The sequence below is a fragment of the Microbacterium sp. NPDC089189 genome (genome assembly GCF_040685095.1).
In the GTDB taxonomy this organism is placed as follows: Bacteria; Actinomycetota; Actinomycetes; order Actinomycetales; family Microbacteriaceae; genus Microbacterium.
The window spans coordinates 50,620-63,070 of sequence record NZ_JBFBHG010000013.1 but is presented as its reverse complement, the minus strand read 5'-3'; the positions used below and the strand labels follow the sequence as shown (position 1 = coordinate 63,070).

General features: G+C 70.3%; 13 protein-coding genes and 1 tRNA gene. 7 read left to right on the top strand and 7 right to left on the bottom strand.

All coding sequences use genetic code 11. The annotated features are described in order from the left end of the window. Positions 1–15: 15 nt before the first annotated feature. Together otsB and AB0N73_RS09230 are read right to left on the bottom strand one after the other, a co-directional pair. Positions 16–789 (bottom strand): trehalose-phosphatase, encoded by a 774-nt coding sequence (gene otsB, locus AB0N73_RS09235; RefSeq protein WP_363562648.1) that lies wholly within the window; start codon positions 787–789, stop codon positions 16–18. Then, entirely contained in the window at positions 786–2,198 is a 1,413-nt protein-coding gene (locus AB0N73_RS09230) for a trehalose-6-phosphate synthase (RefSeq protein ID WP_363562646.1), read from the bottom strand. Before AB0N73_RS09230 ends, otsB begins: the two co-directional genes overlap by 4 nt. A 114-nt stretch (positions 2,199–2,312) precedes the next feature. Here AB0N73_RS09230 and AB0N73_RS09225 point away from each other — a divergent pair, with 114 nt between their 5' ends. Together AB0N73_RS09225 and AB0N73_RS09220 are read left to right on the top strand one after the other, a co-directional pair. Further along, on the top strand, positions 2,313–2,570 hold the full coding sequence (locus AB0N73_RS09225) for a hypothetical protein (protein ID WP_363562644.1): 258 nt from the start codon (positions 2,313–2,315) through the stop codon (positions 2,568–2,570). Between the two features lie 26 nt (positions 2,571–2,596). Continuing rightward, entirely contained in the window at positions 2,597–2,740 is a 144-nt protein-coding gene (locus tag AB0N73_RS09220) for a hypothetical protein (protein WP_363562642.1), read from the top strand. A 10-nt stretch (positions 2,741–2,750) separates the two neighbouring features. Here the strand turns inward: AB0N73_RS09220 and AB0N73_RS09215 are convergent, their stop codons facing one another. Next, a complete protein-coding gene (locus tag AB0N73_RS09215; protein WP_363562640.1) occupies positions 2,751–3,935 on the bottom strand; it encodes an acetyl-CoA C-acetyltransferase in 1,185 nt (394 codons plus the stop codon). Positions 3,936–3,996: 61 nt separating this feature from the next. On the opposite strand from AB0N73_RS09215, the gene AB0N73_RS09210 reads away from it, so the two are divergent. Together AB0N73_RS09210 and AB0N73_RS09205 are read left to right on the top strand one after the other, a co-directional pair. Further along, on the top strand, positions 3,997–4,428 hold the full coding sequence (locus AB0N73_RS09210; RefSeq protein ID WP_363562638.1) for a MarR family transcriptional regulator: 432 nt from the start codon (positions 3,997–3,999) through the stop codon (positions 4,426–4,428). Continuing rightward, complete coding sequence (locus AB0N73_RS09205) at positions 4,425–5,654, top strand: MFS transporter (protein WP_363562636.1); 1,230 nt, start codon at positions 4,425–4,427, stop codon at positions 5,652–5,654. The genes AB0N73_RS09210 and AB0N73_RS09205 overlap by 4 nt, the downstream gene beginning before the upstream one ends. Positions 5,655–5,710: 56 nt before the next feature. Here the strand turns inward: AB0N73_RS09205 and AB0N73_RS09200 are convergent, their stop codons facing one another. Beyond that, a complete protein-coding gene (locus tag AB0N73_RS09200) occupies positions 5,711–8,218 on the bottom strand; it encodes an MMPL family transporter (RefSeq protein ID WP_363562634.1) in 2,508 nt (835 codons plus the stop codon). Between the two features lie 133 nt (positions 8,219–8,351). Between AB0N73_RS09200 and AB0N73_RS09195 the strand changes: the two genes are divergently transcribed. Further along, complete coding sequence (locus tag AB0N73_RS09195; protein ID WP_363562632.1) at positions 8,352–8,906, top strand: TetR/AcrR family transcriptional regulator; 555 nt, start codon at positions 8,352–8,354, stop codon at positions 8,904–8,906. Here AB0N73_RS09195 and AB0N73_RS09190 read toward each other — a convergent pair whose 3' ends face one another. Then, entirely contained in the window at positions 8,907–9,332 is a 426-nt protein-coding gene (locus tag AB0N73_RS09190) for a DUF1622 domain-containing protein (protein ID WP_363562630.1), read from the bottom strand. It lies immediately after the preceding gene. Positions 9,333–9,414: 82 nt separating this feature from the next. Then, entirely contained in the window at positions 9,415–10,830 is a 1,416-nt protein-coding gene (locus AB0N73_RS09185) for a DUF222 domain-containing protein (protein WP_363562628.1), read from the bottom strand. Between the two features lie 378 nt (positions 10,831–11,208). On the opposite strand from AB0N73_RS09185, the gene AB0N73_RS09180 reads away from it, so the two are divergent. Together AB0N73_RS09180 and AB0N73_RS09175 are read left to right on the top strand one after the other, a co-directional pair. After that, positions 11,209–11,676, top strand: coding sequence for a hypothetical protein (locus tag AB0N73_RS09180; RefSeq protein ID WP_363562626.1), 468 nt, complete (start codon positions 11,209–11,211; stop codon positions 11,674–11,676). A 33-nt stretch (positions 11,677–11,709) separates the two neighbouring features. Continuing rightward, positions 11,710–12,174, top strand: a complete 465-nt coding sequence (locus AB0N73_RS09175) for a hypothetical protein (RefSeq protein ID WP_363562624.1) — start codon at positions 11,710–11,712, stop codon at positions 12,172–12,174. A gap of 111 nt (positions 12,175–12,285) precedes the next feature. Here the strand turns inward: AB0N73_RS09175 and AB0N73_RS09170 are convergent. Continuing rightward, positions 12,286–12,358, bottom strand: a tRNA-Lys gene (locus AB0N73_RS09170). Between the last annotated feature and the right edge of the window lie 93 nt (positions 12,359–12,451).

Below are 12,451 nucleotides of genomic sequence, written 5' to 3'. Positions count from 1 at the left end.
GCGGCGACCTCGGCGTCAGCTCCGGGTGCGGCGTCGTCGCTCGGCCAGATCGCCCAGCAGCGCGGCCAGCGCGGCGGGGTCGGCGACGCGCACCGCGGCGGAGGTCTCGCCCTCCCCCACGCGCACGCCGAGGTCGTCGGCGCCGAGTGCGCGCAGCGCATCCTCATCCGTCACGTCGTCGCCCGCGAAGAGCACGGCCGTCGCGCCGACACGATCGCGCAGCGCCGCGATCGCGGCGTCCTTGCCCTCGTGCCGGAAGGCGAACTCGAGGATGTCGCGGCCGCTCCGGCGCCGCCAGTCGGACGCCTGCTGCGCCATCAGCTCGTCGACCCGCTCCTGCGCTCGCGCCGCGTCCTGCGCGTCGGCCGTGCGCGTGTGGAGACCGAGGCCGAAGGCCTTCCGCTCCACCCATGCTCCCGGGATGTCGGCGACGGCGGCCTCCGCCTCGGCGACGATCGCGTCGCGACGCTCGCGGGCCTGCGCATCGCCCTCGTCCGCCGCCTCCTCCGTTCCGGGGTGACGGTACTCGGCGCCGTGGGAGCCGGCGAGGTGGAACGGCGACGCCGCGTCGTGCTCGGCGATGACCGCGAGGTCCGCGAGCGAGCGCCCCGAGACCAGGGCGACCGTCGTGTCGGGGAGCGCGGCGAGGGCCTCGAGCGCAGCGCGCGCCTCCGGCACCATCCGCGCGGACATCGGCTCGTCGACCAGCGGCGAGAGCGTGCCGTCGAAGTCCAGCGCGATCAGCAGCCGCGGGGTCGCGGCGAGGGCCTCGAGCGCGTCGGAGCTCACGAGCCGACCCCCTCGGTGCCGCGCACCTGTGCCAGCGCGGAGAGGAACTCGTCGGACCAGTCCTCGACGTCGTGCTCGCGCACACGGCGACGCAGCGACCTCATGCGTCGTCCCTGCTCGCTGGCGGGCATCTCGATGGCCCGCATGATGGTGTCCTTGAGGCCCTGGATGTCATGGGGGTTCACCAGCAGCGAGCTGCCGAGCTCGTCGGCGGCGCCGGCGAACTCGCTCAACACGAGCACCCCGCGGTTGTCGATGCGGCTGGCGACGTACTCCTTGGCCACGAGGTTCATGCCGTCGCGCAGCGCCGTCACGAGCATGACGTCGGCCGCCAGGTACAGCGCCACCATCTCCTCGCGGGGGAAGGCCTGGTGCAGATAGCGGATGGCGGTGTGGCCCATCGTGTCGTAGTCGCCGTTGATGCGACCGACCGTGAGTTCGATCTCGTCGCGCAGCTGCATGTAGGTCTCGACGCGCTCGCGGCTGGGGCTGGCCACCTGCACGAGGGTGACGTCCTCCACATCCACGCGCGAGTCCTGCAGCAGCTCACCGAACGCCTTCATGCGGTGACGGATGCCCTTGGTGTAGTCCAGGCGGTCCACGCCCAGCAGGATCGTCTTCGGGTTGCCGAGCTCCTCGCGGATCTCCTTGGCCCGCGCCTGGATGTCCTCGCGCTCGGCCAGCGCGATATAGGAGGAGGCGTCGATCGAGATCGGGAAGGCCTTGGCCAGCGCGACGCGTGTCGAGCCGTCCTCCTGCGGCACGCGGATGCCGGTGGCCTTGGTCTCGTAGCGCAGCTGCCGCCGGACGGCGCGCGCGAAGTTGCCGGCGTCGGCCACGCGCTGGAATCCGATGACATCGGCCCCGAGGAGCCCCTCGAGCACCTGCTTGCGCCACGGCAGCTGCGAGTAGAGACCGTATGCGGGGAACGGAATGTGGTGGAAGTACCCGATGGTCAGGTCCGGGCGCAGCTCGCGCAGGAACTTTGGCACGAGCTGGAGCTGGTAGTCCTGCACCCACACGGTGCCGCCCTCGGCGGCGGCCTCCGCGGCTGCCTCGGCGAAACGCCGGTTCACGGCGACGTAGGCGTTCCACCACTCACGGCGGTACCGCGGCGCCGCGATGACGTCGTGGTACAGCGGCCAGATGGTGTCGTTCGAGAAGCCCTCGTAGTAGAGCTCGACGTCCTCGGCCGACAGGCTGATGGGGATGAGCTGCATCCCGTCCGCCTCGAACGGCTCGATCTCGACGTCGGGCTTGCCCGCCCAGCCGACCCAGGCGCCGTCGCTCTTGCGCATCACGGGCTCGAGGGCCGTCACGAGGCCGCCGGGGCTCCGGCGCCAGCCGCCCTCGGGGTCGTGATCCACGGGAAGACGGTTGGCGACGACGACGAAATCTGCGTGCGGCACGACGGAATCTCCAGAATCTTCGGGTTTCTCTCACGGTATCAGCGGGGTGTTGCAGACGTGCGTCGGTGGCGTCAACCACCGCGGGCGGATACCCTCGCGCGGTAGCGTGTGTGCATGCGCAACTACGTCTTCGGCACCGGTCTGTTCAGCGCCCTCATCGGCGGCGTGACGCTGCTGCGGGGTCTGCGCGACAATGACGAGCCGTTCACGTGGCGCACGGCCCTCGCCTGGGCGAGCTGGGGCATCACCCTCGCGCTCGCGATCGGCGCCATCGTCGACACGTTCCGCGCCAAGCGCGGACGCGCGACCGCCGGCGACTCCGCGGTCTCGGGCGACGAGGCGAAGCTGTTGAAGAAGCGCCTGAGCCGCTGACCGCACGGGCCGCCTCCGCCGACATCATGCGCCGACTCGGGGCGACCCTCGCCGGCTCGACGCCGGAGGACGACCTCGATGTGCAGCCGGATGACGCCGAACGCTTCGACGCGACGCTCTCCGGACGCATCACCTGCGAGGAGCAGGTCTCGCTTCCCGGATCGGACTGATCCCGCGGGATCAGCGCGTGAGGATCAGCGCGTCGCCCTGTCCGCCGCCACCGCAGAGCGCGACGGCCGCGGTTCCGCCTCCGCGACGCACGAGCTCGTGGACGGCGTGGACGACGAGACGGTTGCCGGAGGCCCCGATGGGATGGCCGAGCGCGATGCCGCCGCCGTGGATGTTCACGACGTCGTCCGAGAGACCGAGCTCGCGCTGGGAGCGCACCACCACGGCGCCGAAGGCCTCGTTGATCTCGACGACGTCGAGCTCAGACGCCTCGATCCCCTGCGTCTCGAGCGCGCGGGCGATCGCCTGAGCGGGCTGCGCGTGCAGCGAGTTGTCGGGCCCGGCGACCTGCCCGCTCGCCCCCACCACGGCAAGAACCGGCCACCCCTCGGCATCGGCATGCGAACGCGTGGTGAGCACGACGGCCGACGCGCCGTCGGAGATCGGCGACGAGTTGCCCGCCGTGAGCGAGCCGCCCTCCGCGAAGGCGGGACGGAGCTTCGCGAGGATCTCGACCGTGGTCTCGGGGCGGATCCCCTCGTCGGCCGACACCACGACGGGCTCGCCGCGGCGTTGCGGCACTTCGAGCGGCACGATCTCGTCGGCGAACACGCCCGCCGCGGAAGCGGCGGCGGCGCGGGCGTGCGAGCGGGCGGCCACCTCGTCCTGCTGCTCACGGGTGACCGCGAAGCGCTCGTTGTGCCGTTCGGTCGACGCTCCCATGCTGATGCCGTCCTCGGCGTCGGTGAGTCCGTCGTGGGCCATGTGGTCGAGGGCTTCGACACTGCCGTAGGCCCATCCGTCGCGTGAACCCATCAGGAGGTGCGGCGCCCGGGTCATCGATTCCATGCCCGCGGCCACGACGACGCGCGCATCGCCCACCCGGATCATGCGGGCGGCGTCGATGACGGCGCTGAGGCCCGACAGGCACACCTTGTTGACGGATGCCGCGTGCACGTCCCATCCGAGACCGGCGCCGAGGGCGGCCTGGCGTGCCGGGTTCTGCCCGACGCCGGCCGAGAGCACGTGACCGACGAGGACGGCGTCGACGGACTCCGCCGGGATCGCGCCCTTCTCGAGCGCGCCGCGGATGGCGACGGCGCCCAGTTGCGGCGCGGTGAACGCGGCGAGCTGCCCCTTGAGCCGGCCTTGCGGGGTGCGGGCTGCCGCCACGATGACGACGTCGTCGGTGATCATGTCTTCAGCCTAGAGCCACCGTTCCCACCCGGTTTATATAACGCAGGTATATACTTCTGGTATGACACGATCAGACGATATCGAGCGCATCGTGGTCGCCGCGCACGCGCTCACCCGCGTCGCCGCCGTCGCGACCGGCAACGATGCGCCGGCGGCGCAGTGGCGGGCGCTCAGCATCCTGCAGCGCGACGGCGCTCAGCGGGTGGGAGACCTCGCTCGGCTCAGCCGCACGACGCAGCCCGGCATGACGCGCCTCATCGGCCAGCTGGCCGAACGGGGCCTCGTCGAGCGTCAGAGCGACTCCGAGGACTCCCGCGTCACCCGGGTCACCGTCACCCCCGCCGGGGCGGACGCGATCGACGGGTGGCGCAGCGAGCTCGGACGCGCGCTGGCCCCCCTCTTTGACGACCTCGACGCGGACGAGTGGCAGGCGCTGGAGCGGGCCTCCCACATCCTCATGTCGCGCACCGGGACCGTGGAGTCCGCACGATGAGCGCGACCGGGGCGACGGGCAGCATCTGGAAGCAGCCCGCGCCGGTCTGGGCGGTGGCCTTCGCGTGCGTCGTGGCGTTCATGGGCATCGGGCTCGTCGACCCGATCCTGCCGGCGATCGCCGAGTCGCTCTCGGCCTCCCCCGTCGAGACCGAGCTGCTCTTCACCAGCTACCTGCTGGTGACCGGCCTCGCGATGCTCGTGACCAGTTGGATCTCGAGCCGTATCGGCGCGAAGGCGACGCTGCTCGTGGGCCTCGCGCTCATCGTGGTCTTCGCGCTGCTGTGCGCGCTCTCGGGCAGCGTCGACGCGATCATCGGCTTCCGCGCCGGATGGGGCCTGGGCAACGCGCTCTTCATCTCCACCGCACTCGCGACGATCGTGGGGTCGGCGGCGGGCGGCAGCGGAGCGGCGATCGTCCTCTACGAGGCCGCGCTGGGCGTCGGCATCGCCGTCGGCCCGCTCGTGGGCGGGCTCCTGGGCGAAGTCAGCTGGCGCGGTCCGTTCTTCGGTGTCGTCGCCCTCATGGCGATCGGGTTCGTCGCGGTCGCCGTGCTGCTGCGACCGGCGGCGACCCCGCGTACGCCGATCCCGTTCTCGGCGCCGTTCCGCGCCCTCGGGCGCCCCGCTCTCGCCGTGCTCGCCGTGACCGCGTTGTTCTACAACATCGGCTTCTTCACACTGCTGGCGTTCTCGCCCTTCCCGCTCGGGTTCGGGGCGATGGGCATCGGGTTCACGTTCTTCGGATGGGGCGTGGCCCTGGCGATCACGAGCGTGTGGGTGGCCCCCGCCCTGCTGCGGCGCTTCACCCGCAGCGGCATCATGCTCGCCGTTCTCCCCCTGCTGGCCCTCGACCTGCTGCTGGCGGGGCTGTTCGTCGCCTCGCCCGCGGCGCTCGTCACCGGCATCGTCATCGGGGGCCTGCTGCTCGGCGTCATGAACACCGTGCTGACCGAGGCCGTCATGGAGGCCACCGATCTGCCGCGCTCCGTCGCATCCTCGGCGTACTCGGCCGTGCGCTTCCTCGGCGGCGCGGTGGCGCCCCCGCTCGCCGCCCTGCTGTGGCACGCGTTCAGCGCGACCGTCCCGTACGTCGTGGCGGCGGTGTCGGTGCTGCTCGCCGCGGCAACGATCCTGCTCGGGCGCCGCGCCCTCGCGCGCGTCGACGCCCGGCCGGTGGACGCCGCCGACGAGGCGGCCGCCATCGTCGTGGGCGACGCCGCCTGACAGCACGAACGACGAAGGGGGTGGTGCGTACGCGCACCACCCCCTTCGTTCTGCCGTCAGGACGTGCGGATCTCCCTGCGCGTCTTCGGAGCGGCATCGCCGGCCGGCGTGGTGTCGGCGTGGGCGACGGGGTGCGAGCGCTCGAGGGCAGCGCCCTCCACATCCACGTCGGGGAGGATGCGGTCGAGCCAGCGCGGCAGCCACCAGGCCGAACGGCCGAAGAGGTGCATGAGCGCGGGCACGATCACCATGCGCACCACGAAGGCGTCGAACAGCACCCCGATCGCCAGGCCGAAGCCGATGGGTCGCACCATGCCGAGGTGGCTGAACACGAACCCGCCGAAGACCGCGATCATGATGATCGCCGCGGCCGTGACGACCGCCCTGCCGCCGCGCACGCCGGCCACGATGGCCGTGCGGGCCGATGTGCCGTGCACGTAGGCCTCCCTCATGCCGGAGACGAGGAACAGCTGGTAGTCCATGGCGAGACCGAAGAGCACACCCATGATGATGATCGGCGCGAAGCTCAGCACCGGCCCCGGGTCGTGCACGCCGAAGATGGCCGACAGCCATCCCCACTGGTAGATCGCGGTGACCGCGCCGAGCGCGGCGAACAGCGAGAGCACGTAGCCGGCCGTCGCGATGATCGGCACGAGGATCGAGCGGAACACCAGGATCATGATCAGCAGCGACAGCCCGATCACGACCGCCAGGTAGACCGGCAGCGCGTTGGCGAGCTTCTCCGACACGTCGATGTTGCCCGATGCCTGACCCGCGACACCGAGCTCGATGTCACCGTCGAGGGGCGAGAGGCTCCGCAGTTCGCGCACCAGCGTCTCGGTCGTCTCGCTGGAGGGTCCGTCCTCGGGCACCACCTGGAAGGCGAAGACCGTGCGGTCGTCCGACACTGCGATCGGGGCCACCGCGACGACGTCGTCCTGCGCCATCAGCGTGTCGACGATCGAGACCTGCGTCGAGAGCTCGTCGGCCTCGGCGACCGCCTGCGGCATGTCGGCCACGACGAGCAGCGGCCCGTTCAGACCCGCCCCGAAATCACGCTCGACCGCCGTGTACGAGCGGTACTGCGTGGTGTCGGCGGCCTCAGACGACCCGTCGGGGAGCCCGAGACGCATCGAGAGCGCGGGGATGGCGATGATGAGCAGCGCGATGATGGCCGCGGCTCCCGCTGCGACGACACGGCCGGTGCGCATCGGACGCAGCTCGGCGGGCGCGTGGTCGGGGTGGCCGATCTTGGCCCGGAGCCCCCGGCGGAGCACCCGCACCTTCATGAGGCCGAGGAGGGCGGGAGTGACGGTGATCGCCACGAGCACGGCGACCAGCACGCAGGCCGCGCCGACGATGCCCATCACGCCCAGGAACGGGACGCCCGTGACCAGCAGCGCGACGAGGGCGACGATGACCGTGGTGCCGGCGAAGACGACCGCGTTGCCCGCGGTGCCGTTGGCCAGGCCGATGGAGTCCGCCACATCCATGCCGCTGAGCACCTGCTTGCGGTGGCGGTTGAGGATGAAGAGGGAGTAGTCGATGCCGACCGCGAGGCCCAGCATCACGCCGAGCACGGGCGTGATCGAGGCCATGTCGGTGATCCCGGAGAACGACAGCGAACCGGCGACACCCACGCCCACGCCGATGAGCGAGCTGATGAGCGGGGTCACGGCAGGCAGGAACGCGCGCATCATGATGATCAGCACGAGGGCGGCGATGATGACGCCGACGATCTCGCCGACGCCGATCAGGCCCTCGGTCGTGGCGGCGATCGTCGAGGAGTAGTCGACGCTGACGCCGGGGATCTCAGCGGCGTCGAGGGCGTCGGCGACCTCGGACTTCGTGGACTCGGGAAGGCCGAACATGTCTTCGTCGAACGAGACGTTGCCGACGGCCGTCGCGCCGTCTTCCGAGACGGTGCGGATGCCGGAGGCCGCGTCGAGCAGCGCCTGTCCGTCCTCGAGGGCCGGGGTCTGCTCCTCGAGCTGCGCGCGGCCGTCGTCGATCTGCTGCTGACCGGCGTCGAGCTGCGCCTGCTGCGCCTCGAACTGCGGCGCGGCCTGTTCGTAGGCAGCGGCCGACTGCGCCTGCGCGATGGCGGCGTCGAGCTGTGCCTGACCGGCATCCAGCTGGTCCTGGCTCGCGTCGAGCTGCGCGCGGGCGTCGGCGAGCTGCTGCTCACCCGCGGTCAGTTGAGCGGCCTGGTCCGCGCGCTGCGCGTCGGCGACGAACGGGTCGAGAGTGCCCGCGACGCCGTCGATCTCTCCGACCTCGGAGAGCAGATCGGCGATCTCGGTCTTCTGCTGGTCGGTGAACGCGCCGTCCTCGGACTGGAACACGACCGAGGCGCTGGCGCCGGTGAGATCCGGCAGGGCATCGGCGAGCTGGTCGTTGACGCGCTCGGTCTCGGTGCCCGGGATGCTGAAGCTCGAGGCCAGCGTGCCGCCGAAGGCGACGAACGCGCCGCCGGCGAGTCCGAGGATGACGATCCATCCGATCAGGACGGTCCATGCCCGGCGCGCGGCGAAGCGTCCGAGACGGTAGAGCAGTTGGGCCACGACGAGCCTTTCGCGATATGTGCGGGTACCGGCACGACGTCGGGCCGCACCAAACTTATCCGACACTTGTCGACAAGACGGCACGTGTCGGAGAACTCCCAGCAAACGGCGCCGGCTCTGGCATGATCGGCACATGGATCCCCGTGTCGCGCGTACCCGCGCAAGCCTTCAGGAGGCACTCCTGGAGCTGGCGCGCGAGCATCCCCTGGACGCCATCACCGTCGCCGACATCGCCGAGCGTGCGGGCGTCAACCGCAGCAGCTTCTACCAGCACTACACCGACAAGGAGACCCTGCTGGCGGATGCGCTCGAGATGATCATCGACGACGTGTCGACGCGAATCGGCAGCGTCTCCCCCGCCGACATCGCCGCACCCGACGAGTTGACGCAGTACCTGCAGCACATCGCGGAGAACGCCAACCTCTACCGTCGCGTGCTCGGAGACCACGGGTCGGCGCTCATCTCCGCGCGGCTGCGCGACCGCGTCGACGGGATCGTCCGCGCCGCGATGGCGCGGGCCATGCCCGAGCCGTTCGCGGGGCTGCCCGTCGATGTGATCGCCGCGGCGATCACCGGCAGCGCTCTCGGGGTCATCACGGCGTGGCTCGACCGCGACGAGCTGGCGCCCGTGGAGGTGGCTGCGGGATGGCTGTGGCAGGTGCTGTTCGGTAAGCCCGACGCCTGCTGATCAATCCGCGTCGGTGCGACCGGACGCGCTCCTCCGGCGGTCGCGCGCGACGGCCTCGCCGAGAAGCTGGCCGCCACTGGTCAGCAGTGCGCGACGCCAGGGCAGGACGCCTTCGATCTCGATCTGGATCGACATGGACAGCAGCGTCCGGATGAGGACGATGAGGCCGAGGATCAGCGCGTCCTCGAGCGACGGCTTGGACGTGATCGTGCGGATGAGGTCGGCGGCGACCAGCACTTCGAGTCCGAGCAGAATGGCCGAGCCGAGCGTGGTGCGCAGCACGAGGAAGGCCGCCTTGCCGCCGTCGCCGCGCGTCAGCGAGCGGATGCCGAGCACCACGGCGATGACGAAGCCGATCACCATCGCTCCGGCGCCCAGCACCTCGAACCCGACGGCGACCGCGGTGAAGACCGGCTCGATGCTCATGGCGCGAGTGTATCGATCGCCCCGCCGATCACTCTCGCGCACCATACTCCCGTGACGGGGAGCACCCGCGTCGGTGCGTCGATCAGAACGGAGCGACCGCGGGGACCGAATCGGCGACGAAGGTGGGACGACGACGCTCGGGCTCGACGGTGTACAGGCGCCCGCTCGGCGAGGTCCATTCGATCGTGCCGCCCGCGCGTTGTCGCAGCTTCCACCCACCGTGGTGTTTGACGGTGTGATGCCCCTGGCAGAGCGGGGAGATGTTGTCTGCTGCGGTGCGGCCGCCGTGCTGCCAGGCGATCGAGTGATCGAGCTGACACCGGTCGGCCGGCATATGGCACCCCGGTGCCATACATCGGCCGCTTCGCCATCGCACGAGGCGTTGCAGCGAGCGGGGCGGGCGATAGCGTTCTCGTCCGACCGAGAGCACGACGCCCGTCTCGGGATGGGTGAGCACCCGCATCCAGCCGTCAGCGGTTCCCGCCAGCCGGCGGGCGGTCTCGATCGGGATGGGGCCGATGCCCTCCATCTCGGCCGGCGCACCGGCGGCCGTCGCATCGTCGAGCAACGACAGCGCAGGAACGGTGACGGCCACCGTCGCCCGCACACCACGCGCCGCCTCCGGGAGCGCGGACGCTTCGCCGTCGACCAGCAGGTCGCCGAGGACGTCGGCGCGCACCTGGTCGAGCGTGCGCGGGCCGAGCGAGCCAGGCGACCCATCGATCGGGAGGTCGAGCGAGGCGAGCGACGCCGTACGCTCGCGTTCCAGGGCCTTCTCGCCGTCGATCACTCGCAGCGCCATCTCGGTCAGACGGTTGAGGATGGCGCGGGCTTCGACCGCGGGCAGATAGGCGTTGAGCCACGCCATCCCGTCGTCGTCGACCTGCACCGACACGCGGCGTTGCGCGAGGGCCTCGCGGTGCCGGTCGGGAAGCGTCAGCGCTCGGGCGCGATCCACCAGAGCGCGCAGGGCGCGGCGGAACGTGCCGACCGGCAGTCGTTCGGCCAGCTCGAGGGCGACCGGTACCAGGTCGGCGCGCAGCTCCTCTTCGGCCCGGTCGACGAGCTCGACCAGCACGTCCGCATGGCGTTCGGTGATGCGGGCGCGCTGCAGCGCCTCGAACACCGCGGGGTACCGCTGCGTCAGCGCTTCTGCGCGCCGCAGCAGCGCCCCGGCGGTCGCCTCGGTGACACGCAGGGCGCAGGCGAGCTCGAGCCGGATCGATCGCTCGATGACGTCGCGATCGACGAGCCCGTCACGCGCCGCGTCGGCGACGGCCTGCTCGTGCATCTCATGGATGGCCACCGCCTGCTGTGCGGCGAACGACGACACGAGGTTGGCGACGTCGACGACACGGTCGATCGCATCGGGGGCCTCGCACCGCGATGGCGCGGGCGACGCCGACGTCGAATCGCCCGCTCGCGAGGCATCCTCATCGAACGCGTCGCCCGCGAACGCACCCTCGTCTTCGAGGATGACGATGCCGTCGCTTAACATGACTTCACGCTACGCCGGGGGTCCGACATCGCCCTCGGCGATGCCCCGCATACGGGGATGTTCGTCGGGTGCAACCGTTCGGCCCCGCGGGCGTACGCGCCGAGCGGTATCGCCTACGCCTCCAGTCGGGCTGACTCCACGTGACGGGCGCTCGGCGGACATCGGGTCGACCGGAACAGGCGAGTCGGCCGCGCACAGCGGCAGGGTGCTCCAGGACGTCTCGACCGAAGAGTTCGATACCGTGGCTCACGGGTTGCTCCTCGCGGTGCCACGGAGGACATCGCTCTGAGCAGCTGACCAGCATCAGCATCAGCATCAGCATCATGAACGCGCGCGCACGAGGCGAGTAAGAGTCGAAACGATTGTCGAGGTCATCCGATGAGCCGAGCTATCGCCGACGTCCATGCCCAAGTCGACGGACGGTTCTTCGTCTTCGGTTACTCCCGTGACACCGCAGGATTCTGGGTGTCCGAGGGTCTGCCTACAGTCGTGGAGAACGCAGCGGGACTCGGACGGCTAGGTGAAGCCACGATCTCCGCCCTGTTCGCCAGCACGGAGGGTGTCGTCGCTGCCCGCAATTTCCGGACTGATACACCCAACCGGGAGCTTCTCGCCTGGGTGGGCGTGGAGACCTACGGCGAGTATGCGAAGGGAGTGCGCTCGGTGAAGGTCCATGCTTTCTTCGATGAGAAGGGTGGCGTGAATCGCCTTCTCGTGACCCCTGAGACCAACCATGGCTGGGAGGGCTTCACGCCGAAGGTCGAGCACCGTGAATCGCTCGAGGACGTCAGCGCCGAAGCCCTCGGAGCCGCCATCGAGCGCTCCCTCGAGCTCGCGACCCCTTGAGCACCCGAGACAGGAAGAATTGGAGACAGGGCGATGAGCGACCACGTCGCGAGTGTCCAGCAGCAGAAGGACGGCCGAGTCTTCGTGATCACGTTCTCGAAAACAACCGATGGTCATCGAATCATGGACGGGCTACCGCTCGTCGTCGAGAACGCCGAAGACGCGCTGACTCTCGGCGACGCTGTCGTAGCGGGGCTTCAGCGCTCGACCGACGGTGTCCTTCCGGCACGAGACCTTCGCCGCTATCCACCGGATGCGGGCTTTCTCGACTGGCTCGGCGTGCCGACGTACGCAGCGTACGCGCGGGGCGTGCGCAGTGTCAGCGTGTGGGCTGCTGGCGGCGCAGGAGACCTCCGCCGTGTCGAGGTGACGGCCGAGGCCAACGGCGGGCCGAGCCGAGGTTTCGCCCCGACGGACGAGGGCGAAGTGCTGACTTACGAAGGCTCCGAGCGGCTCGGGATGGCCGTGCAGCGCGCCCTGGCGAAAGCCACCCCCTGACGCCCCGCTCACACCGCGTCTCCGGCGCCGACTCCGCCTCGTGGGTCGGTCGGAACGCACCGAAAAGCAGAAAAGCCCCGACGACTGGCGAGAGTCATCGAGGCTGATCCGTGCACCCCCTGGGACTTGAACCCAGAACCCACTGATTAAGAGTCAGTTGCTCTGCCGATTGAGCTAGAGGTGCGTGATCCGGTGAGTTTTTCGTTCAACCGAACCGAGGGTCAACGTTAGCAGTCCATCCGGGTGCAGCGCCAATCGGGCCGCATGATCGACTCGC

What these genes read in the sequence shown, in the direction of transcription:
- AB0N73_RS09190 (WP_363562630.1), bottom strand. Translation starts at nt 9,332, where the DNA reads ATGAGCATCGAGCCGGTCTTCACCGCGGTCGCCGTCGGGTTCGAGGTG.
- AB0N73_RS09225 (WP_363562644.1), top strand. Translation starts at nt 2,313, where the DNA reads ATGCGCAACTACGTCTTCGGCACCGGTCTGTTCAGCGCCCTCATCGGC.
- AB0N73_RS09210 (WP_363562638.1), top strand. Translation starts at nt 3,997, where the DNA reads ATGACACGATCAGACGATATCGAGCGCATCGTGGTCGCCGCGCACGCG.
- AB0N73_RS09215 (WP_363562640.1), bottom strand. Translation starts at nt 3,935, where the DNA reads ATGATCACCGACGACGTCGTCATCGTGGCGGCAGCCCGCACCCCGCAA.
- AB0N73_RS09195 (WP_363562632.1), top strand. Translation starts at nt 8,352, where the DNA reads ATGGATCCCCGTGTCGCGCGTACCCGCGCAAGCCTTCAGGAGGCACTC.
- AB0N73_RS09205 (WP_363562636.1), top strand. Translation starts at nt 4,425, where the DNA reads ATGAGCGCGACCGGGGCGACGGGCAGCATCTGGAAGCAGCCCGCGCCG.
- AB0N73_RS09175 (WP_363562624.1), top strand. Translation starts at nt 11,710, where the DNA reads ATGAGCGACCACGTCGCGAGTGTCCAGCAGCAGAAGGACGGCCGAGTC.
- AB0N73_RS09180 (WP_363562626.1), top strand. Translation starts at nt 11,209, where the DNA reads ATGAGCCGAGCTATCGCCGACGTCCATGCCCAAGTCGACGGACGGTTC.
- AB0N73_RS09220 (WP_363562642.1), top strand. Translation starts at nt 2,597, where the DNA reads ATGCGCCGACTCGGGGCGACCCTCGCCGGCTCGACGCCGGAGGACGAC.
- AB0N73_RS09185 (WP_363562628.1), bottom strand. Translation starts at nt 10,830, where the DNA reads ATGTTAAGCGACGGCATCGTCATCCTCGAAGACGAGGGTGCGTTCGCG.